A 22,308-nucleotide genomic window follows, 5' to 3' on the forward strand; every position below is an offset into this window, starting at 1 on the left:
ATGGGGAAAATTCGCAAACTCGATGACCAACTCTCTAACTTAATTGCGGCAGGGGAAGTAGTAGAGCGCCCTGCCTCAGTCGTAAAAGAACTTGTGGAAAATTCTATCGATGCGAATAGTACATCTATTGAAATCCACTTAGAAGAAGCTGGTTTATCGAAAATTCGCATCATTGATAACGGAGATGGCATTGCAGAAGAAGATTGTATCGTTGCTTTTGAACGACATGCGACGAGCAAAATTAAAGATGAAAACGATCTGTTTCGCATAAGAACACTCGGTTTCCGCGGTGAGGCATTGCCAAGTATTGCCTCAGTTAGTGAATTAGAATTAATCACTAGCACCGGTGATGCTCCTGGTACACACCTTATTATTAAAGGTGGAGACATTATAAAGCAGGAAAAAACAGCGAGCCGAAAAGGAACAGATATTACAGTACAAAACTTATTCTTTAATACACCAGCGCGTCTGAAATATATGAAAACCATTCATACAGAGCTTGGTAATATTACAGATATCGTGTATCGTATTGCAATGTCGCATCCAGAAGTATCATTAAAGCTATTTCATAATGAAAAGAAATTGCTTCATACATCAGGAAATGGTGATGTAAGACAAGTGCTTGCATCGATTTATAGCATTCAAGTTGCAAAGAAGCTTGTTCCAATTGAAGCTGAATCTTTAGATTTCACCATTAAAGGTTATGTAACATTACCAGAAGTAACGAGAGCATCTCGTAATTATATGTCAACAATCGTAAATGGCCGTTACGTTCGAAATTTCGTATTAATGAAAGCTATTCAGCAAGGATACCATACATTATTGCCAGTAGGACGATATCCAATCGGTTTCTTATCAATTGAAATGGATCCAATGCTTGTTGACGTTAACGTACATCCAGCGAAATTGGAAGTTCGTTTTAGTAAAGAACAAGAATTACTAAAGCTAATCGAAGAAACATTGCAAGCAGCATTCAAAAAAATACAGCTCATTCCAGATGCAGGTGTAACAACGAAGAAAAAAGAAAAAGATGAAAGTGTGCAAGAACAGTTTCAGTTTGAGCATGCGAAGCCGAAAGAACCATCTATGCCGGAGATCGTTTTACCGACGGGAATGGATGAAAAACAAGAAGAACCGCAGGCTGTGAAACAGCCTGCGCAGCTTTGGCAATCACCGAAGCAAGAATGGCAACCACCACAGTCGCTCGTGAGAGAAGAACAAAGTTGGCAACCATCTACAAAATCGATAATAGAAGAACCGATTCGAGAAGAGAAATCGTGGAACAGTAACGATGAAGACTTTGAATTAGAGGAATTGGAAGAAGAAGTTCAGGAAATAGAAGAAATCGAAATGAACGGTAATGATTTACCGCCGCTTTATCCAATTGGACAAATGCATGGAACATATATTTTCGCTCAAAATGATAAAGGCTTATATATGATTGACCAACATGCCGCGCAGGAACGTATTAATTATGAATACTTCCGTGATAAAGTAGGACGAGTAGCACAAGAAGTACAAGAACTACTCGTACCATACCGTATCGATTTATCTCTTACCGAATTTTTACGTGTCGAAGAGCAACTAGAAGAACTAAAAAAAGTTGGACTATTTTTGGAGCAATTCGGCCATCAATCCTTTATCGTTCGCTCGCATCCAACGTGGTTCCCGAAAGGGCAAGAAACAGAAATTATCGATGAAATGATGGAGCAGGTCGTTAAACTAAAAAAAGTTGATATTAAAAAATTACGTGAAGAAGCAGCCATCATGATGAGCTGTAAAGCTTCAATTAAAGCAAATCAATATTTAACGAACGATCAAATATATGCTTTACTGGAAGAACTTCGTACAACAACAAACCCATACACATGCCCGCACGGAAGACCAATTCTTGTGCATCATTCTACTTATGAGTTGGAGAAGATGTTTAAGAGGGTTATGTAGGGATAATATGATTTAATAAAAAGAAGCGATGAAATAAATCGCTTCTTTTTTGTTTAGATATTCTTTTTTTTATAAATTCTTCATCTGTAACCAATTATAGAAAAATTATATGAATCCATAGTTTTCATACAGGTTGCATGTAAAAACTTCTTTTTCTCTCTATGTTTTTTCTTTTCCTTATAGAATCCTTATAATTATCATTTATTCTAGAATTACAATATACGAGGAGGAAGTTTAGGATGAATGAGATTATGTTAGAAACAAAAAATCTTTGTAAAACATTTAGAAAGCAAAGTGTGGTACAAAATATTTCGCTTTCTGTACCGAAATATTCAATCTATGGATTGTTAGGTCCTAATGGAGCGGGGAAATCGACCACTTTAAAAATGATAACAGGCATGCTTACACCTACTTCTGGTGAGATTTACTTTGATGGTCATAAATGGACGCGGCACGATCTACATTCTATTGGTGCTTTAATTGAGTCTCCTCCGCTTTATGAAAATTTAACAGCAAGAGAAAACCTGCAGGTTCGTACGACTGTTTTAGGTTTGCCTAAATCAAGGATTGATGAAGTATTGCATATTGTGGAGCTAGAGAATACAGATAAGAAAAAAGCGAAGGATTTTTCTATGGGGATGAAGCAACGATTGGGAATTGCGATTGCATTGCTGAACCATCCGAAATTTTTAATATTAGATGAGCCGATGAATGGACTGGATCCTTTTGGAATTCAGGAATTAAGAAAACTCATTTTATCCTTTCCTGGAAAAGGAATTACGGTCATTTTATCGAGTCATATTTTAAGCGAAGTAAGTCAAATTGCAGATCATGTTGGGATTATATCAGGTGGTGTATTGGGGTATCAGGGGAAATTGAATAAGAATGATGACTTGGAAGATTTATTTGTACAAGTGGCTGGAAAGTATAGAAGGGAGGCATAAGAAATGAATCTATATATTGCATCTGAAAAAATTAAAATTAGACATACTTTTTTGAATAAACTTATCTGGCTAGTTCCATTTGCTACAATACTAATTGCCTTTTTATTATCGGCGGATTATTTTCAATTATCTAGTTACAACTGGTGGTACATTACGATGCTTCCGGGAATGGTTTCTTTAAGTTGTGTACTTCTTGCGGAGAAAGATAAAAAAATGAATAATCGTTCCATTTTATCGTTACCAGTTTCATTAAAACGAGTGTGGATTTCTAAAGTATTACTAATTTTAGGGATTTTGAGTTTTTCATGCATACTGTTTTTCTGTGGAATCGAGTTATCTAGTTTACTAGTAAATAAAGAGAATTTCCGCATCATTCCTACGGTAAATGCACTATTAGGAAGCGTTCTTTTAATCGTTACTTTTATGTGGCAAATTCCAATCTGCTTGTTTTTAGGTAACAAAATAGGTCTATTTCCGACGCTTCTGTTGAATATAGGGGCAAATGGAATTTTTGGGGTTGTATTGGCAACAAAAAATATTTGGATGATTAATCCATACACATATCCAAGTAGACTGATGATCCCTATTTTGAAAATACTACCAAATGGTTTGTATGCAGAAACCGGAAGTGTAACGTTTAAACCAGAACTACTTTCCTACGATGTGATTTTGCCAGGCATAGTAATTTCTGTTGTGTTGTTCCTGTTATTCACTTATGTGACGGCAAAGTGGTTTGAAAAGCAGGAGGCAAAATAATATGGCGGTTTTGTCGAAGGTATTAAGAGCAGATTTTATAAAAATGAAACACACGATTTTTTTCTGGATACATGTAGCGATGCCAATCATCGGTATTGCTCTTTTTTTAAGTTATTATTCCTTTTCAAAATTTGATTCTATAAATAAAGTTTCAGGCTATATACAAGTATTATCGATATCTTTTCCGTTGCTAATTAGCATAGTGTGTTCTTCTGTCGTGGAACAGGAAGCTTTGGCAGGAAATTTTAAAGAACTTTTATCAACGGAATACGGAAGACGTAAAGCGTTAATTAGTAAAGTATGTTTACTTTTAATATGTGGGTTTTGTTCCACTATGTTGGCAGTCGTTGGGTTTGCGACAGGTTTTCATTTTCTGTTAGGACAAAATGAAATTCCATTTGCTTTGTATGTTGAAATTCCCTTCATTCTTTTTAGTTGTCAAATCTTTATGTATATATGGCATCTGTTCTTAAATTTTCGCTTTAGTAAAGGTGTTTCCATTGGGATTGGAATTATAGAAAGCTTGTTGGCAGCTTTAATGCTTACAGGGATGGGGGATGTAATTTGGAAATACATGCCATGTGCATGGGGCGCGAGATTATGCAATTATTTTTTGGGATACAAATTAAGTCCTAGTTCTATTCGTGTCTTACCAGTAGAGGCAGCAACTGGAGCAGTGATTTGTGTTTGTTTCACGATCATTGCATTTGTTATTTCTCTTATTTGGTTTTCCTTTTATGAAGGGCGCAAAGAAATGTAAGTGTAATTGTATTATAATGGAAGAGTGGGGAGGGATTCTATATGGCAAGAATATTAGCAATTGATGATGAAGACGGCATCCTTTACATTATAAAAAGTGCTTTAGAGAAAGAAGGTCATGAGGTAACAGCCGTTAGTAATCCTCTTACTATACCAAAGGAAAAATTTTGTCATTTTGATTTAATTCTGTTAGATGTCATGATGCCAGAAATAGATGGTTTTACACTTTGTAAGGAAATACGGGATTTGGTTGATAGTCCAATTGTATTTCTAACAGCCAAAACAATGGAGAAGGATCTAATCACAGGGCTTAGTCTCGGTGGAGATGACTATATTACAAAACCTTTTGGAATTGGAGAACTGCGTGCGAGGGTATCCGCGCATGTAAGGCGTGAGCATAGAGAAAAGCAAAATGCATTTTTCCTGTCAGGTCTTACATTTCATCTGTCATGTAAAGAAATATGGTATGACGATACATCTATCGCATTTACGAAAAGTGAGTATGGAATTTGCGAATATTTAGCTTTGAATCATGGACAAGTATTTTCAAGAGAAAAGATTTACGAAAATGTTTTTGGTTATGAGGGAGAAAGTGATAACCAAGTAATTGTGGAACATATTAAAAATATCCGTCATAAATTATCTAAGTATGGCATGAATCCAATAGAAACAGTATGGGGAATTGGTTATAAATGGAGAAAATGAAAAAGCAAGTCAACCTTAGTAAGATTTTAATACAGTATATTTTTGCATTTTCAATAGGGACGATTGCTTTAGTGACTTTTTTTATGATTCTATTCCAAGTTGGAGTTAACGCAGAAATAATCTTACCAGCAAATTATTATGAAAAACAGATTGAGTCGCAAAGAGATGCTATAGTTAAAGCGGAGCAGGAAGATGATCAAATTTTAAAACAATATAAATATGCTCTGTATGATTTTTCAGGAAACGTTATACAAGGGAGTATTAATAAAGATTATGCAGGACAAATATGGAATAACATACATAATGATGAAAAAGGTGATAGTAAGTACTACTATGCAGTTATAGAACGTGATAAAGATATTTGTGTCATTCTATATACGTTACATGCTACTTTTAAAAATCCTTCTTTGCAGAAGTATTTACCGAGTCCGGAAGTTTGTGAAATTGTTCTTTTTATTCTACTATTTGTTGCCGAAGTGATATTTCTATCTCGCTCTTTTGGTAAATCATTGTCAAAGGAAATGATGATTTTGAGAAAGGTAACAGATAAAATTCAAAAGGAAGATTTAGATTTTCAAGTGGAACAATCTAAAATAAAAGAAGTGAATGAAGTATTAACTTCTTTAGCAAAAATGAAAGATGAATTAAATCATTCGTTACGTACACAGTGGAATATGGAAACAAATAGAAGAGAGCAGATTGCTGCTTTGGCACATGACATTAAAACGCCGTTAACGATATTGAGAGGGAATGCAGAGCTATTAAATGAATCAACGCTAGATTCAAATCAGAAGAAATGTAATAAGCATATTTTGAAAAGTATTGATGAGATGGAAATATATATGAAATCTTTACTCGATATTACGAAATGTGAGGAAGGCGCTCCACTTCAATTCAAGCAAACAGATCTCCACGACTTTATTCATAATATTATAGAAGAAAGTGCAATTTGTGTTTTAGACAAACAGTTAAATCTAATTGAAAATGTTCGGGACATACCAAATTTTATTCCTATTGACGAGACCGCTTTGAAAAGAGCAATTATGAATATAATGATGAATGCAATTGAATATTCTCCGACAAAGGGTGACTTGATGTTCTCAGTGGAAATGATTAGTGAAAAACTGCAATTTATTGTAGAGGACTCGGGAAGAGGGTTTACAGAAGAGGAAATGCATTCAGCTACAGAGCAGTTTTATAGGGGAGATAAAAGTAGAAACTCCAAAGATCATCATGGAATGGGGTTATACATTGCTAAAAGCTTTGCAAAGCAACACGGTGGAAACCTTTACTTAAGTAATTCGGAAAAGCTGCACGGTGCAAAAGTTGTTTTGGAAATATTAGCGAAGTAGAGGGAGGGGGGCAGATTATAACAATTCGCTCCTTTTTAATATAATGCTTTTACAACTATATGTTAAAAATTCATTTATAAACTAGAGATAACCTCAACCTATTTGTAATTTATATGTACGTTCTTAATTTGTTTGTAAGGAAAGAGTTTTTTAATTTACAGACTTATCGGAATTATGTAAAGTGTAGATAAAACCATAAAATGAGGTGTTCTTTATGTGTACTAGTTTGACATTAGAGACAAAAAACGGTCAGCATCTTTTTGCAAGAACGATGGACTTCACATTAGATATGAATCAAGAAGTAATAATCATTCCTCGGCATTACCAGTGGAATAATATAACTGGTGAAATCATTAATACGAAACATGCTACGGTCGGAATGGGAATTAATCATCAAGGAAGGATCATTATGGCGGACGGAGTAAATGAAGCAGGTATGACATGTGCAACACTCTATTTTCCAGGATTCGCTACTTATAGTCAAAGCATAGATGACAACAAAACGAATTTAGCTCCATTTGATTTTGTGACTTGGAGTCTGACACAATTCAATTCTGTCAAAGAGTTAAAGAAATCTGTAGATAGCCTTACCTTTTTGGATATACCGTTACCGGATTTAGGACTTACGCCACCACTACATTGGATTTTGGCAGATAAATGGGGAGATTGTATTGTACTGGAGCCGACAAATGAAGGATTAAAAATGTATGACAACCCACTAGGAGTGATGACGAATAGTCCGGAGTTTAATTGGCATTTGCAAAATTTAAGACAATATATTGGCCTTAAATCGCAGCCATTCGCGCCAACAGAATGGAATAATTTACCATTAAGTGCTTTTGGCCAGGGCTCAGGCTCAATGGGACTTCCAGGGGATTTCACCCCGCCATCGAGGTTTGTGCGGGCAGCATATGGCAAACAAAACATTCAAGGTATAGATAGCGAAGAAGAGGGAGTATCAGCCCTTTTTCATATCTTATCAAATTGTGAGGTTCCTAAAGGTGGAGTAATAACAGAAGAAGGTGCATTAGATAATACCATATATACAAGTGTAATGTGTATGGAATCCGGAACATATTATTATCATACTTACGATTGTAGACAAATTATAGCTGTTCATTTATTTCATGAAAATTTAGATACAGATGAGATTAAAGCCTATCCGTTCCAACGGAAACAAAAAATATTTTATGAAAACTAAGTAGCTTTGAAACAATGTTTGGTGCATTTTTGAATATATATAATAGGGGCAATAATGACCTATATCATTCTTGGGTGCTTCTTTAACTTTTTGATTTATCATAAATCTACTCCTTTCTCTGATGACTTTAACAAGTAAAGTTTTGCTGGTAGGCTTTATTTATAAATAGTAAAGAACAAAAAAGTGCGGAAAATATCCATGCCTTTTTTGTTCTTCCATTATCTATGTATAAAAAAGCGCTGTATATCAGCACTTTTTAAAAGTACATGAGTTGTATAAGAAAGATTTATTAACTATACAAGGCCTAATATAGGTTATTATTTGATTCATTGCTATAAGGGTCTATAAGGTTATTTGTTTTTATTATTATTAATTTTTTCCGTATATAGCACCTGTTCCTTATAGTGTTTTTTAATTGGGAAAGTATGTGTACCAGAGCCGTTTTTGAAATTTTTATTGATAGGATTCTTTAGAGGGATTGTTGTAGTTTCTGTAAATTCATATGGGTAGTTGATTTTAGATTTATCTTCAAACATGAAAAAGCCTCCTTTTAGGATTTCCTGAATTCTTTACTATAACATGATATGCATATAGATTTTTTTTGGACTAGTTATTTATATAGGTTAATGGAATTTAATTACGTAACTACTGAAGTGTTCTAAAGGAAAACAATTCGAGAAAGATATTGTATGAATAGCTGCTCACTATTGTTGTTGTTTAAATTATCATGGTGTATGTGAAATTCTGAAGAAACTTAGTATATATGTCTATCAAACAAGCACTATGTGATGAACTCTTTTATGTTAGGTGAAGTGAATTTTGCATATATATTCGTTATAAATTGTTTTTATAATATGATTCATATAGGTTTTTCCTGATAATATAATGTGGAATATTATAGTGTTATTATGTTATTAGAAACATTTAATGCTGTTTCATAACTGAAAGGTAATTGAAAAAAAACTGAAACTTTTCTCATGAAAATTCAATCTAACTTGAAAAATGAAAGGAAAATGAAATTTTCCAAAAGATATTCTTTGTTAAGATAAAAAGCATACATAAATAAAGTGTTGACATATCTTAAAAATGTATTTTCAAGATATAGTGGGGGAAAAGATGAGAATAGAAAAACAATTAATAAAAAAGATGTATTATGAAACATTTCTAATGGAGAATGTAACAAAATCACCTCTTGACGTACTTGGAGAAGCTTATGTAAACGAAGAAAAAAATGAGGTTTCTGATGGATCTTATATTCGTTTTGCGCAAGGTGAATTTTATTATCGCCATCAAGATTTTGAAGCAGCTATTTTTAAATGGGAGAAGGTTAGTAATGAATTAGCACCGTGGGCACAAAAAAATATTGCGGATGCGTATTTCGAACTGAATCAATTATCAATTGCTGAAAATGTATACACTTCCATTACTACTGATAATAAAATATTGATGACTGAAATTAGACTACAATTACTTTCTCTTTACATAGAGCAAAATAATTTTGAAGCAGCTTTCGCTGTTATTAAAGAAGCGGTTTCTTTAAATCCAGATTATCCGAATGTCACAAAAATTGCCCGTTCCTTTTATGAGGAACAACAAGATTTTGATAGTGCAGTAGAGCTTGCTGTGAATGAGTTAATTCGAATAGAATCTTATCCGTGGTTTGAGGTGTTAAAAGGATATATCGATAAAGGATTTACTAAACATATTTCACCAGATTATTTTTATGATGCATTAGTTACATTAAATAATGTAGATCAAGTACAATTTACGCAAATGGTTTCATCACTTTGGAACAGTTATAAAAATGAACAAAATTACTTATTGTGGCTTAACACAATAAATGAATTTTTCTTACATATTGAAATAGAGTCGTCCGATATATGGGACAAAATTTCTTCTCTTTACGAAGAAACATACTTTGCATTAATTCAAGGGCAATATATGCTTAAACAATTACACAATATCATTCCAAGTCTTTTAACAAATTGGTTAAAAGTAGTCAATCCGTCTTATGCTGTATTTCCATCAGCAGCTGTATTGGCATGGGATGAAATTTTTCCTACCCAAATAGATTCATCAAATATAAAACATGCGGAAAACCTACTGTCATATTCTATGAATCATGTGAATGCTTTAGAGTACAGTCTACATCTTTTTGAATCTATTACACAGTGGGCACAAAAGCACAATATAGAAATAGGTCACCGATTTAGATGGTTAGTTGACGAACTTGCGGATTTAAGAACAAATCGTATTTTAGTAACAGGAACTTCAGGGAACGGAAAAACTACATTTATCAACTCTATATTAGGAGAAAATCTATTAGAAAAATCAATTTCAAATGTAGTAGTTTTAAAAAATGATGCTCATACAGAAATTAACGCCATAACAGATGCTGCAATTACAACAACGGAAGATATCTCTGATTATCATAATATGATGTCTCAACACCATCAAACGTATAGAGATAGAGCATGTGTTGAATTTAAATTACCATGCAAATTTTTAAGTGAAAATAAACTTACATTTGTAGTTACACCTGGATTTAATAGGAATAATGACACTAGGGATGAAGTATTTGAATATCTAAATTCTGTGGATGAATTATTGTTTGTATTGAATGCGGATTCACCGTTTACTGATAAAGAGCGTGATATTTTATTAAGCATTCAAGAACATACACCAAATTTACAAATTCATTTCTTATTAAATAAAATTGATAACATTTACAGTGAAGCAGAAGTGAAAAGAGTATTACAAGATACGGCAGCGAGAATAAACACATATTTCCCGCAAGCGAGAATTTTTCCTTATTCTTCGTTATATACAAGTAGTCAACAATTAAATGAGTTAACTGAGTTTATTCATTTTAACTTTAATCATAAAAATATTGATGCAGAACGTACTGAAAAGCTATTGTTCTTCATCCGAAAAACAATTACATATCTTTTAAATAAACGTGTTGAAAAAGAAAACAATCTCGTGGATGCTATTAATTGGAATGAAGATATGCTAGTGAAACTAAACGGTAGCATGAATAACCTTACTGCATTTGAGAGGGAAAAAATTCATTTCATTACACAGTCATATCGTACAATGAAAATGGAAATTACGAACGAACTTACTGAAAATATACCGAAGATATTACAGAGTTGTTCTGATTTAATGAGTGAGGACAGTGATTTCGGTCACATGGATACAGAACTAAATAAAGCAATGAACGAAAGAGTGCATAAATATTTAGAACAAACGGTATTACCTCATCTTGCTCTTTCTATGCAAAATTGGATTGCCACTTCTCATAATGAGCTCCTTCAAAGTCAATCGTACTTAGAAGAACTTAGTGAAGGACTTAATTCTTTATTTGGAGAAAATCGAATACAGTTAGAATGTGACTTTAAAGTGCTTGATGACTGGCGCAGAGATACTGACAGAATGACGAATAGCATACAAATGGATGAAGTAAATATTTTACGTCGATTTACGCCAGCACAATTTTTATTGAAAAGTGCCGGTAAATTATTTGGAGTTCTTCCGAAAAACAAAACTATGTTATATAACAAATACAAACAGTATGTAGAAAATGAAGATTATACCGAGGTAACGGATTCTATTATGAAGAAATTTTTCTTGCAATTTGAGCTATTCGAAAACACACAAGAGCGAGATATTCATATATTCTTTAGGAATCCATTTAACTCCTTGAAACAAGCTGTAGAAAATATGCAATTCGAAATACAAGAAAAACAAGAGATGTTACATAAAATGAAATCAAACCCTGAAGTTTATCATGATTCTATCATGCTCTTTGAATTGAGATTACGTCAATGTGAAGTAATTTTACATAGGGGTGATGATCATACTTATACAGATGTAAGTTTAGAGACAAGCGTAGAATAAGAGTGAAATATATGAAACTGCATCATGTATTAGAAGAGAATAAAAGGGAGCAACTGTAATGAGTTGCTCCCTTTTCATATTAAGATTATTTTTCAGTCTCTTTAATTTTAGTTTGTACTTCACCAGTTTTAATTTTATTACTTTCTGAGAAACGTAATAAATCGCCTTCAATAATTTTGTCAGACATTCGTAATTCATTTTGTGCACGGTTAATGAGTGCTTGAGCTTCTTTTTTTGGTAAATCTACAATTTCACCTGTTATGCGGTCATAGAAAGTGTTGTTTTTGTATGCGTATTTGTCTGTAATGAAGCTACCATCACGTAAAACGACAAAACCGGTATATTCATCTGAAAACATATCATGACCAAAACGAATATAGTTCGTAGTATCAATCCCTAATAAATTGAGAATAGTAGGTTTCATATCGATTTGTCCCGTAGGCTTTGAAATCGTTTCACCTTCTGTTTGTCCAGGAACATGAATATATAAAGGTGTACGTTGTAAATTTAAAGTATCAAATTCTGTTATTTGATCTTTTTCTAAAAACTGTGCCATTGCACGATTATGTTTTTCAGAAATGCCATAATGATCACCGTATAATACAATAATAGAATCATCATACATTCCCTCGGCTTTTAAACGCTCAATAAATTTTTTAATTGATTCGTCTAAGTAACGTGCTGTTACGATATAACGATCAAATACGCCATTACCAGAGTTATATGGTTCAATGAATTTTGTATCTTCATCATACGTAAATGGATAATGGTTCGTTAAAGTAAGGAAACGAGCATAAAATGGTTGATCAACAGTTTTTAATATATCTACTGATTGATCAAAGTATTCGATATCTTTTAATCCCCAATTTAAATTTGTTTCGGGCGTAATTTTGTAATCAAGTTCATTATAGTAACGGTCATAACCGAGAGCAGAGTACATGATATTACGATTCCAAAATGTTGCGTTATTCGCATGGAATACTGAAGTGAAATAACCTTGCTGACGTAAAATTTCTGGAGTCGCAGTATAATCATTGTTACCGTGTGTGAAGAATACAGCTCCTCGATTTAATGGATATAACGACGTATCAATTAGAAATTCAGAATCGGATGTTTTTCCTTGCCCAGTTTGGTGGAAAAAGTTATCAAAGTAATAGCTTTCATTTATGAATTCATTCAAAAATGGTGTAACTTCTTGTCCGTTAACTGTTGCGCCTATTAAAAAGGTTTGTAAGGATTCAAGAGTAACAACAATTACGTTTTTTCCTTTCGTTACACCAAACATGTTAGGATTCGGCTCACTTTCGTTTGCCTTCACGTAGTTTTCTGTTTCTTGTAATTTACTACTATCAGCAAGTGCCTTTTGTGATCCTGCTTTTACTTGTAGTGTTAAATCATATACTTGATGCGTGTATAGTCCTAAATTTTTAACAAGCATGACTCGGTCGAAAGATCTCGTTAGTAATTCAGGTCGCTCTTTTTCTGCAAGATGTAGATTTGCAAAAAATACACCAATCGTTAAGAGAAAATATAACAAGCGTGCCGAATGAGTTATGCGCCCCGTTTGGAAGACTAGTGCTTTCTTCTTTAATAAAATAAAGAAAAAAATAATGTCTGCGAATGCGAGTATAATTTTGTAGTTCAATATTTCTATAATACTACCGCCTAATTGGCCAAAGTTTGATGTTTGTCCAAGTACTGGTAACGTAATGAAATCACTATAAAAATCATAGAACATTACATTCCCAACAAGTACAATTGTTAATAAGAAATTAATACATAGCGCGATATAATTTCGCTTTTCACCGGTTGCAAATAATGCGAATCCGACAAAAGCTAATGAAGCAGCGAGAGGGCTAATAAACAAAATAAGCTCTTGTGTAGAAGATTCAATTTTTAAATCAAAACTGAATCTTGTAATAAGATATGTTTTTAACCATACTGCTAAAGCAATTATTAAAACAAAGCTTATATTTTGCATTTGTAAATTGATTTTATTTTTCATTTTTACTCCTTCTTTTTGTAATTTATTTAACTTTTGTTATATATTATGTTTTTATAACTATTATAGTATGCTGAACCATTTAGCTAATGGTTTCTAAAGGTAATAATATAAAGTATTCACATACGTACAATGAGGAAATTTAAAGCGTAAATCTATTTTTTAGAACAGAGCAGACAAAGTCATAATTGTAGTAAAAAATACTTATAGACATCCTAACATATTAAACACTATGATGATGTTACAAAATATCGAACAAATAAAATGAGAAATGAATAGAGGCTTGTAAAACGATTGACATTCAATTCTAATAAATTGAATGTCAATCGTTTTACATACATAGTTATATTACATATGTATCTCGTAAAATCCCGATTTTTTACGGGGGAGTCGTTAGCGGGGGAAGGATAAGGTACATAAATAAAGCGTTGTGAAATTTAAAATATTTAATTGGTGTCTTAATGAAAGAATTTAAACCATAGATAAATATTTTCCAACATACAATCCACTTGCAGCAGCTTGAGATAATGAATGAGTGACGCCTGAACAATCCCCAACTAAAAATAGTCCATGTATACTTGTTTCAAAATGATTATTGAGTTTTATTGTAGGAGCATAAAACTTTCCGTCAATTCCATATAATAAAGTATCTTTATCGATCGGTTCTTGGATAAATTGTTCTAAGCGTAATAAAAATTCTTTAAGTCCTTCAATATATAATGGAGGAATTTCTGTATGCAAATCTCCATAATCTCCTTGTAGTGTAGGTTGTATACGGTTATGTTTCATAGCGTTCGCTATTGTAGGTTCTTTTTTTAATAAGTCCTCTAAGCGCTGTATAACAATCCGATCTTGTCCTTGGTTAATGCCTTTAATAATTGAGCTTGCATACAGATTTGCTTCTTTGAGAGTTGGAAAATAAAGCGGGATAAATAAAGTGAAGTTTAAGTTAGGTGTACCAGTTCCTTTCTCCCGAAAATTTTGACCGTCAGGCATAACTAAACCTTCTTCGTACTTTCTAATGATGCGTCCTTTTGGATTCATACAGTACGTAGTTGCTGTGAAACCTTTATGCTCATACGAAAGTTTTGTCTCAAATGTATCTTTTAATATAGAACGTAATTGGTGTTCTTTCATCTCTACCCTGATACCTAAATCTACACGAGTTTGTTCCTGAAAAATATGTAGAGAAGTGCACATCTCCTTTAACCAATCCGCTCCGGAACGCCCAGTTGCAAATACTAGTTGCCTAGATTGAAATGTTCCTTCATTTGTATCTATAGTAAAATGATCTTTCTGTTTCATAATATGTTGTACATCTATATGAAATTGTATATTTATTTTCGCAAGTAAAAATTCATAGAGTTGCTGAAAAATATCACTTGAAAGGGTAGTACCAAGATGCCGTACTTCTGTTGTTAGCATTTGCAAACCACAAGCTTCAGCTTTCTTATTGAGATTTGGATTTTCTGTAGAATATTTTGAAACTGAATTTCCTCCGAACTGACATAGAATTTCATCTACTTCAGCCATAAGTTGTATAAAACCCTCTTTTCCAACTTTTTACTCAAGTTCTCCGCCGAATCCATTTGTATAATTAAATTTCCCTTCAGATTTTCCTAAACCAGCAAATCCGAAATATTTATCACATGTAGTACAATTACACGCTTTTCCTTCGTCTAAAGGACAATGGCGATTTTCTAGCGCTTTACCTTTATCAAGAATTAAAACCTTTTTGTTACTTTTAGCTAGTGAATAAGCCATAAAAATGCTACTTACTCCAGCGCCGATAATTGTAACATCATACATATTTTTTCACCTGCTAACGAATAGTTTGTTTTTTATTTTTCTAGTGTATAACAATTTTATGAAGTTAAGAAATAGCTTTTCTTAATAAAGAGGGAGTTTTTGAACTTGATGCTTTTTCATTTCTTCGACTGGTGGAGTAAATACAAATGTTTGCATTTGAAAGAAGAGATAGTTTTAAAAGATTACTATGTCATATGATTAATAAAATCTTACATATAAAAAACAGACCTTTTAAGTGAATAGGTCTGTTTTTTTATATGTTATTTAGCGAAGACGTGGTTACCAATTACTGCCACTGTTTGACGTGTCGTAATCCATTTGTCTGTTGATGTTTTTGGATTGTAGAAATAAAGCCAATCAGAATGTATTCCATTTGTGGAGATAGCCTCATCTACTGCCATTTTTGCTTCTGGGCTTGCAGGATGATTAATTCTTCCATCTGTAACAGGAGTAAATGCATATCCGTATGTAATAGGTTCATAAATAACGCCTGTTATTGTATTTGGAAAACCTTTTGCGTTTACACGGTTTAGTATAACTTTCGCTACTGCTACTTTTCCTTTATACGATTCGCCACCTGATTCAGCGGTAACTAAGCGTGCCATTAAGTCTTTTTCTTTTTCTGAAATGCTTGAGTTGATTTTCAAATGTTGCCCTGCATAGAGCTTGTTTCCCACTGTATTGTTAATTTGTTTTATAGATTGAACGGTAATATTGTAACGCTTTGCTATCGTTTCCAATGAATCTCCCGGTTGTACTTGATAAATAATTTGCTCAGAAATGTTCGCAGGTTTGGCGTTTTGGTGAACAGTGATTTCATTTGAGTTGACGGAACCTGGAATATGTAACTGTTCGCCAATGAAAGTTTGATCGTTTCCTTTATGGTTAGCCTGTTTAATGGATTGTATTGAAACGTCGTATTGTTTACTAATGCCCCAAAGTGTATCATTCTTTTTTACTGTATGAATGGTAGAAGCCTCAGCTGTACTTTGACTACATACGAATGTAATTGCAGCCGCAGATAAAGGGATTATATGTTTTATTTTTAATAATTTCATTGTAAATCCTCCTAAGAAAAAATTAATGTGAAGCTGTTCAGTAATCTAGTTTTGGATATTTATATACTTAATATATTAATGTAAGTATATTAGCACATATAAAATAAATAATCATTATAAGTTTTTTATTCATGTATTGTAGAGTTCTAATATGAAATATTGCATATGAAAATACATTGAAGTTCATATTGCTGATTACTATAATCTATTTAGTAGAAAGGGAATATGTTATATAAATAAAATCACTATAAATTAATATAATGATTAATTGTTGTTAATAGGAGGATTGAAGTAATGAAAATATTTCAAAAAATGTGTGCGTCAACTGTAATCATTACAACACTTTTAGGAACAGGAGGCACTATCAATAGTGTACATGCTGATTCTATAGAGCAGCAGAGTAAATTAGGAATAGATCAAGAAACAGATAAGCAAATCATTGTAAAATTTAAAGCGGATTTGAAATTTCCATATGAAGATGGTATTGAAAAACAAATACAATCTCAAACGAACGACAAAGTGCTAGAAGATCTTTTGGTAGAATATCCAGATGTAACATTCACGCGTTTATTCACATCTGTAAGTCCAGAGGAAATAGAAGACCTTGAAGTGAAAGCACCCAATAATGTATCTACAAATTTATTAAACTACTATATTTTTCAAACTCAAAATGGTGAGCAGAAAGAAGAACTAGTAGATAGGTTAAAGAAATCTTCTTTAATAGAAGATGTGTATATGAAGAAACAAGAAAAAATAACGCCACCAGAAGTGCGACCATCAAGTGTATCTCTTAGTCCTAATAACAATCCTAGATTTAAACAACAAGGTTATTTAGAAGCAGCACCATACGGTATTAATGCGCCCTTCGCCTGGGAAGTTCAAGGCGGTAAAGGAAATGGTATAACTTTTGTTGATATGGAATATGGATGGTTATTAAATCATGAGGATCTAGTACATCAAAATATTGAATTAATGTCTGGAATAAATATAGATCAACATGTCGGTCATGGGACGTCTGTACTAGGAATTGTATCCTCTGAGGACAATGAAGTTGGGAATATTGGGATTGCGCCAAAAGCGAAAGCAAAGGTGATCTCTCAAATAAGAGATAACGGACAGTATAATACAGCTGATGCAATATTAAGTGCTGTGAATCAGTTAGAAGCTGGGGATGTTTTATTATTAGAGGCACAAGCTTCCTTTGATGGATATGGTGATAAATATTTACCTGTTGAGGTACAACCAGATATCTTTGATGCAATTCGTGCCGGTACAGATAAAGGTGTTGTCATTATAGAAGCTGGAGCAAATGGTTGGAATGATTTAGACCAATTTAAAGATAGAAATGGTAAACAAATTTTAAATCGTAATAGTAAAGATTTTAAAGATTCAGGTGCAATTATGGTAGGAGCGGGCTCTTCATCTTTCCCTCATGAGCGTATGTGGTTTTCGAATTATGGCAGCCGTATTGATGTGTATGGATGGGGAGAAAACGTAGATACAACTACAGCAGAGCAAAGTCGAAGTGCTGTAAATCTGTATACATCTAGCTTTAGTGGCACGTCGAGTGCGTCACCTATTATTGCCGGAGCAGCGACTTTAGTACAAAGCATTGCGAAAGAAAATTTAGGACAACCATATAGACCGAGTGAACTAAGAGCAATATTAAGCAACCAGAGCACAGGAACAAAATCTAAAGATCCATATGCAGATAAAATTGGTGTTTTACCAGATTTGAAGTCTATACTAGTTAACTTAGGGTATGGACAAAGAAAACCAAACGGTGGGAATGAGTTACAAGTAACAGAAAATGAACCAAATAATGAACGTATACAGGCAAATAAAGTTAACTTTCATACACCGGTGAAAGGAACGTTACATAATAGTGATAGAGTAGATGTATTTACTTTCCAAATTGACTCTATGGAAAATATTAGCATATCCCTACTAAATGAACAAAATATCGGAATGACATGGGTACTTCATCATGAATCAGATTTAAATAACTATGTAGCATATGGTGAAAATGAAGGAAATGTAGTGAAAGGAACTTATAATGCAAAGCCAGGTAAATATTATTTATACGTCTATAAGTATGAGAATAAAGATGGTTCATATGTATTGAATATAAAGTAAACGAAAGGAGCTTCAGATGAAGTTCCTTTAAATTTTTCTAATTCAGGATATATGAATGTTTTTTAACTTTATTTCTATGCAATATTTCATACTTATGAAATGATATTTATTTTTTACTCACTAGATTATATTATATTCAATAAGTTTGATATAAAACAAAAAAGGAGGAATAATAATGAGCAGTAAGAAATTTATTTTGAAATTATTCATATGTAGTACGATATTTATCACATTTGTATTTGCTTTACATGAGAAGAGAATCGTTGCGGCTAGCTCTGTTAATGAGCTTGAAAATTGGTCAAAATGGATGCAACCTATACCTGATAATATCCCGTTAGCACGAATTTCAATTCCAGGAACACATGATAGTGGAACGTTTAAGTTGCAAAATCCGATTAAGCAAGTATGGGGAATGACGCAAGAATATGATTTTCGTTACCAAATGGATCATGGAGCTAGAATTTTTGATATAAGAGGACGTTTAACAGATGATAATACGATAGTTCTTCATCATGGGCCATTATATCTTTATGTAACACTGCACGAATTCATAAACGAAGCGAAACAATTTTTAAAAGATAACCCGAGTGAAACAATTATTATGTCTTTAAAAAAAGAGTATGAGGATATGAAAGGAGCAGAAGGTTCCTTTAGTAATACGTTTGAAAAAAATTATTTTGTTGATCCTATCTTTTTAAAAACAGAAGGAAATATAAAACTTGGAGATGCTCGTGGGAAAATTGTACTACTAAAAAGATATGGCGGTAGTAATGAATCTGGAGGATATAATAATTTTTATTGGCCAGATAATGAGACGTTTACGACAACTGTAAATCACAACGTAAATGTAACGGTACAAGATAAATATAAAGTGGGTTATGATGAGAAAGTAAAATCTATTAAAGATACGATCAATGAAACGATGAATAATAGTGAGGATTTACATCATCTATATATTAATTTTGCAAGCTTGTCTTCTGGTGGTACAGCATGGAATAGTCCATATTACTATGCCTCTTATATAAATCCTGAAATTGCAAACTATATAAAACAAAAGAGTCCTACAAGAGTAGGTTGGATCATTCAAGACTACATAAATGAAAAGTGGTCACCATTGCTGTATCAAGAAGTTATAAGAGCGAATAAGTCATTAATAAGAGATTAAAGATGATGAGAGTAAGAAGCGATAAAATACGTCGCTTCTTATTAAAAAACAGTGTATCTTGTAAATGGAACAATTTTTGAGTTATCTCAATCGATGTTTCATTATGAAGAGGCTAAACTTTTAAATCAAATTAATTTCAAATGAAAATTAGCATAAATAATCCTGCAAAAAAGCAACTGATCATAAGTGTTCAGGTGCTTTTTATTTTTAAAGTGGATGAGCAAAAAAACATAAAAGTGGTTGGTCCGTTTTTTGTAAACATCTATTATGATAAGAGAAGAAAGGTAGTATGTTATTAACGTTTTAAAGAGGAAGTTCTTAATAAGAATAGACTGGCCTTAGAGAGGTGAAAATACTATGAGCTTTGCGATTTCACTAGTCGTTATTATTGTAATTGGATCACTGTTTGGAACCGTACTAGTTGCACGGAATGTGGAGGAGAATTATGGCAAGTCTACAAAGAGAAATGTGAAAAACTTATCAACTATTTATATTATCCTTCTTTTCGTACTACTTGTTGGGGTAACGTGGTATGCGGTAATAATTTGATAGTTTGTAACAGAACTGCAACGAGAGTATGAAGCTGGAATTTCAGAAGCTATCGAGTAATCAGAAACGGAGCTATTTTAATATATCCATTTTAGGATGAGAAAATGTGACTAATTAATACTATTTTTACGGTAAATACTGTTAGTAATAAATTGAGGATAGTTAGCTTTGAAAGGAGGCAACTATATGGAATGGAAACCAAATCGTGCAGATAAGACGCCTGTATATAAACAAATCGCAGATTATATTGAAAGGGGTATTTCTTCGGGTGAGTTTCCTTCTGATAGCAAGTTACCTTCTGAGCGTATGTTAGCAAAAGAATTACAAGTGAACCGGAGTACGATAGTTGCTGCATATGAAGAATTAAAATCACTTGGAGTAGTAGAACGGCAAAAAGGAAGCGGAACACGGGTGAATACAGACATATGGGGTGTGTCACATAAACGAATACCGAACTGGGGTAGGTACGTTGAGGATGGATCGTTCTTACCTAATGTACCACTCGTTCAACAAATTCGAACGGAAACGCAAAAAGACGACTTAATTAATTTAGCGAGTGGTGAATTATCACCAGAATTAATTCCAAGTGATAGATTCCGAACGATCTTGTCGGAGAAAACATTTATGGAAAACCTCGGTTATGACCATCCACTTGGAAATGAAATGTTGAGAAAAACAATTGTAGCACATGTTCAGCAATATAAACAAATTGAAGCAGATTCGAATTCTATTCTTATTACATCTGGAGCACAACAAGCACTTAATCTTATCGTTCAGTGCTTATTAAAACCTGGTGATGCGATTGCAATTGAGGACCCTTCGTATTGTTTCTCATTGCCGATGTTTAAATCTGCTGGTTTAAAAATATTTCATTTACCTGTTGATCAGCATGGAATGAATCCAGATGACCTAATTGATTTGCATAAAAAGCATCGTATTCGCATGGTATTTTTAAATCCAGATTATCAAAATCCAACGGGAACTGTGCTGTCATTAGCAAGACGTAAAAAGATTTTAGAACTGTCTTCTGAATTTGGTATACCGATTGTAGAAGATGATCCGTATAGTTTAACGTCCTTTAATGGAGAAGTGAATCCAACATTAAAATCAATGGATCAAAACGGGAATGTTCTTTATGTAAGTTCATTATCAAAAATTGTTGCATCGGGATTACGTATTGGCTGGGTAATTGGTCCTACGCGTGTAATAGAACGTTTAGCGGATGCGAAGCAGCAAGTTGATTTTGGGCACAGTGTATTTACGCAGTGGGTGGCAAATCAATTTTTAGAATCAGACGATTTTCATGCGCATATTACAATGCTTCGTAGACAATTGAAAGAAAGAAGAGATGTATTAATTAGAAAGCTTGAAGAAATATTAGGAGACCAGGTTGAATTCTTTGTTCCAGAGGGTGGAATACATTTATGGTGCAAAGTGCAAGGAACGTTTGATGAATATCATTTATTAGGTGAATCTATACGAAATGGTGTAGCGTTTGTCCCGGGGAGTGTTTTAGGTACTAAAAGTGAATATGTTCGTTTTACTTTTGGGAGAGTAAGTGTCGAACAAATTCAGCTGGGAATGACGAGGTTTGCTGAAACATTAAATGAGATTTCATAATAGAGAGGCGTAATATTGGAATGAGGGAAAGAAATGAAGTACGTGACGCTTTTACTTCAAGTAGGCGTGCTATATGTATTTAGCTTAGTTGGTACGTGGATTCAAGGAGTATTCCATTTATCAATGCCAGGAAGTTTAATAGGGATGTTAATGCTTTTTCTACTCCTTTCTATTCGTATTTTACCATTAAAGTGGTTTGAAGAAGGTGCGGAAAAGTTAATCTTATTTTTACCGTTATTTCTCATTCCTTCGACAACAGGGCTGATAGAATACGGGGCTTTTCTTTTCGGTAAGGGTAGTAGTATATTCCTTTTAGTAGTTGCAAGCACGGTAGTAACTTTGATTGTTTCAGGGTATATAAGTCAATTAGTAGTAACATCCAAAAAATAAAATCGACAAGGTGCAAGA

Annotated in this window: 16 protein-coding genes and 2 pseudogenes; 14 read left to right on the plus strand and 4 right to left on the minus strand. The window is 33.2% G+C overall.

Annotated elements, in window-relative coordinates:
* The 7 genes from mutL (at window position 1) to QCI73_RS08885 (ending at window position 7,661) form a co-directional block, all read left to right on the plus strand.
* Window positions 1-1,944 (plus strand): DNA mismatch repair endonuclease MutL, encoded by a 1,944-nt coding sequence (gene mutL, locus QCI73_RS08855; RefSeq protein WP_353822765.1) that lies wholly within the window; start codon window positions 1-3, stop codon window positions 1,942-1,944.
* A 239-nt stretch (window positions 1,945-2,183) separates the two neighbouring features.
* Window positions 2,184-2,888, plus strand: a complete 705-nt coding sequence (locus tag QCI73_RS08860) for a lantibiotic protection ABC transporter ATP-binding protein (RefSeq protein ID WP_001002802.1) — start codon at window positions 2,184-2,186, stop codon at window positions 2,886-2,888.
* 3 nt (window positions 2,889-2,891) lie between these two features.
* Entirely contained in the window at window positions 2,892-3,644 is a 753-nt protein-coding gene (locus QCI73_RS08865) for a lantibiotic immunity ABC transporter MutE/EpiE family permease subunit (RefSeq protein ID WP_327922613.1), read from the plus strand.
* Window position 3,645: 1 nt separating this feature from the next.
* Window positions 3,646-4,404 carry a lantibiotic immunity ABC transporter MutG family permease subunit gene (locus QCI73_RS08870; RefSeq protein WP_327922614.1) on the plus strand — a complete coding sequence of 253 codons (759 nt, stop codon included), beginning with the start codon at window positions 3,646-3,648 and terminating at the stop codon, window positions 4,402-4,404.
* A 41-nt stretch (window positions 4,405-4,445) separates the two neighbouring features.
* Entirely contained in the window at window positions 4,446-5,108 is a 663-nt protein-coding gene (locus QCI73_RS08875) for a response regulator transcription factor (protein WP_000101080.1), read from the plus strand.
* Complete coding sequence (locus QCI73_RS08880; RefSeq protein ID WP_353822766.1) at window positions 5,096-6,460, plus strand: sensor histidine kinase; 1,365 nt, start codon at window positions 5,096-5,098, stop codon at window positions 6,458-6,460. The genes QCI73_RS08875 and QCI73_RS08880 overlap by 13 nt, the downstream gene beginning before the upstream one ends.
* Window positions 6,461-6,674: 214 nt before the next feature.
* Window positions 6,675-7,661, plus strand: a complete 987-nt coding sequence (locus tag QCI73_RS08885; protein ID WP_353822767.1) for a choloylglycine hydrolase family protein — start codon at window positions 6,675-6,677, stop codon at window positions 7,659-7,661.
* A gap of 350 nt (window positions 7,662-8,011) precedes the next feature.
* Here QCI73_RS08885 and QCI73_RS08890 read toward each other — a convergent pair whose 3' ends face one another.
* Window positions 8,012-8,197 carry a hypothetical protein gene (locus QCI73_RS08890; protein WP_000461128.1) on the minus strand — a complete coding sequence of 62 codons (186 nt, stop codon included), beginning with the start codon at window positions 8,195-8,197 and terminating at the stop codon, window positions 8,012-8,014.
* A 550-nt stretch (window positions 8,198-8,747) separates the two neighbouring features.
* Between QCI73_RS08890 and QCI73_RS08895 the strand changes: the two genes are divergently transcribed.
* Entirely contained in the window at window positions 8,748-11,561 is a 2,814-nt protein-coding gene (locus tag QCI73_RS08895) for a dynamin family protein (RefSeq protein WP_353822768.1), read from the plus strand.
* An 85-nt stretch (window positions 11,562-11,646) separates the two neighbouring features.
* Here the strand turns inward: QCI73_RS08895 and QCI73_RS08900 are convergent, their stop codons facing one another.
* The 3 genes and pseudogenes from QCI73_RS08900 to QCI73_RS08910 all read right to left on the minus strand — a co-directional run bounded on the left by QCI73_RS08900 (window position 11,647) and on the right by QCI73_RS08910 (window position 16,430).
* Window positions 11,647-13,566 carry an LTA synthase family protein gene (locus QCI73_RS08900; RefSeq protein ID WP_353822769.1) on the minus strand — a complete coding sequence of 640 codons (1,920 nt, stop codon included), beginning with the start codon at window positions 13,564-13,566 and terminating at the stop codon, window positions 11,647-11,649.
* A 468-nt stretch (window positions 13,567-14,034) separates the two neighbouring features.
* Window positions 14,035-15,372 (minus strand): annotated as a pseudogene (locus tag QCI73_RS08905) (NAD(P)/FAD-dependent oxidoreductase).
* A 260-nt stretch (window positions 15,373-15,632) separates the two neighbouring features.
* Window positions 15,633-16,430 carry a cell wall hydrolase gene (locus tag QCI73_RS08910; RefSeq protein ID WP_353822770.1) on the minus strand — a complete coding sequence of 266 codons (798 nt, stop codon included), beginning with the start codon at window positions 16,428-16,430 and terminating at the stop codon, window positions 15,633-15,635.
* 294 nt (window positions 16,431-16,724) lie between these two features.
* Between QCI73_RS08910 and QCI73_RS08915 the strand changes: the two genes are divergently transcribed.
* The 6 genes and pseudogenes from QCI73_RS08915 (at window position 16,725) to QCI73_RS08940 (ending at window position 22,290) form a co-directional block, all read left to right on the plus strand.
* Window positions 16,725-18,566, plus strand: coding sequence for a S8 family peptidase (locus tag QCI73_RS08915; RefSeq protein ID WP_353822771.1), 1,842 nt, complete (start codon window positions 16,725-16,727; stop codon window positions 18,564-18,566).
* Between the two features lie 175 nt (window positions 18,567-18,741).
* Entirely contained in the window at window positions 18,742-19,731 is a 990-nt protein-coding gene (plcA, locus tag QCI73_RS08920; RefSeq protein WP_000095615.1) for a phosphatidylinositol diacylglycerol-lyase, read from the plus strand.
* Window positions 19,732-19,779: 48 nt separating this feature from the next.
* Window positions 19,780-19,875, plus strand: a pseudogene (locus QCI73_RS08925) (GntR family transcriptional regulator); the annotation flags it as partial.
* A gap of 213 nt (window positions 19,876-20,088) precedes the next feature.
* Window positions 20,089-20,280, plus strand: coding sequence for a hypothetical protein (locus tag QCI73_RS08930; protein ID WP_000006450.1), 192 nt, complete (start codon window positions 20,089-20,091; stop codon window positions 20,278-20,280).
* Window positions 20,281-20,466: 186 nt separating this feature from the next.
* Window positions 20,467-21,900, plus strand: coding sequence for a MocR-like pyridoxine biosynthesis transcription factor PdxR (gene pdxR / locus QCI73_RS08935; protein WP_327922623.1), 1,434 nt, complete (start codon window positions 20,467-20,469; stop codon window positions 21,898-21,900).
* 33 nt (window positions 21,901-21,933) lie between these two features.
* The gene (locus tag QCI73_RS08940) at window positions 21,934-22,290 is read left to right on the plus strand and encodes a CidA/LrgA family holin-like protein (protein WP_327922624.1); all 357 of its coding nucleotides are present in this window, start codon (window positions 21,934-21,936) and stop codon (window positions 22,288-22,290) included.
* Window positions 22,291-22,308 lie beyond the last annotated feature (18 nt).

The sequence above is a fragment of the Bacillus cereus group sp. MG16 genome (genome assembly GCF_040459875.1).
GTDB lineage: Bacteria > Bacillota > Bacilli > Bacillales > Bacillaceae_G > Bacillus_A > Bacillus_A paranthracis.

What these genes read in the sequence shown, in the direction of transcription:
- QCI73_RS08885 (WP_353822767.1), top strand. Translation starts at nt 6,675, where the DNA reads ATGTGTACTAGTTTGACATTAGAGACAAAAAACGGTCAGCATCTTTTT.
- QCI73_RS08930 (WP_000006450.1), top strand. Translation starts at nt 20,089, where the DNA reads ATGAGCTTTGCGATTTCACTAGTCGTTATTATTGTAATTGGATCACTG.
- QCI73_RS08875 (WP_000101080.1), top strand. Translation starts at nt 4,446, where the DNA reads ATGGCAAGAATATTAGCAATTGATGATGAAGACGGCATCCTTTACATT.
- QCI73_RS08900 (WP_353822769.1), bottom strand. Translation starts at nt 13,566, where the DNA reads ATGAAAAATAAAATCAATTTACAAATGCAAAATATAAGCTTTGTTTTA.
- QCI73_RS08895 (WP_353822768.1), top strand. Translation starts at nt 8,748, where the DNA reads ATGTATTTTCAAGATATAGTGGGGGAAAAGATGAGAATAGAAAAACAA.
- QCI73_RS08860 (WP_001002802.1), top strand. Translation starts at nt 2,184, where the DNA reads ATGAATGAGATTATGTTAGAAACAAAAAATCTTTGTAAAACATTTAGA.
- QCI73_RS08865 (WP_327922613.1), top strand. Translation starts at nt 2,892, where the DNA reads ATGAATCTATATATTGCATCTGAAAAAATTAAAATTAGACATACTTTT.
- pdxR (WP_327922623.1), top strand. Translation starts at nt 20,467, where the DNA reads ATGGAATGGAAACCAAATCGTGCAGATAAGACGCCTGTATATAAACAA.
- mutL (WP_353822765.1), top strand. Translation starts at nt 1, where the DNA reads ATGGGGAAAATTCGCAAACTCGATGACCAACTCTCTAACTTAATTGCG.
- QCI73_RS08915 (WP_353822771.1), top strand. Translation starts at nt 16,725, where the DNA reads ATGAAAATATTTCAAAAAATGTGTGCGTCAACTGTAATCATTACAACA.
- QCI73_RS08880 (WP_353822766.1), top strand. Translation starts at nt 5,096, where the DNA reads ATGGAGAAAATGAAAAAGCAAGTCAACCTTAGTAAGATTTTAATACAG.
- QCI73_RS08890 (WP_000461128.1), bottom strand. Translation starts at nt 8,197, where the DNA reads ATGTTTGAAGATAAATCTAAAATCAACTACCCATATGAATTTACAGAA.
- QCI73_RS08940 (WP_327922624.1), top strand. Translation starts at nt 21,934, where the DNA reads ATGAAGTACGTGACGCTTTTACTTCAAGTAGGCGTGCTATATGTATTT.
- QCI73_RS08870 (WP_327922614.1), top strand. Translation starts at nt 3,646, where the DNA reads ATGGCGGTTTTGTCGAAGGTATTAAGAGCAGATTTTATAAAAATGAAA.
- QCI73_RS08910 (WP_353822770.1), bottom strand. Translation starts at nt 16,430, where the DNA reads ATGAAATTATTAAAAATAAAACATATAATCCCTTTATCTGCGGCTGCA.
- plcA (WP_000095615.1), top strand. Translation starts at nt 18,742, where the DNA reads ATGAGCAGTAAGAAATTTATTTTGAAATTATTCATATGTAGTACGATA.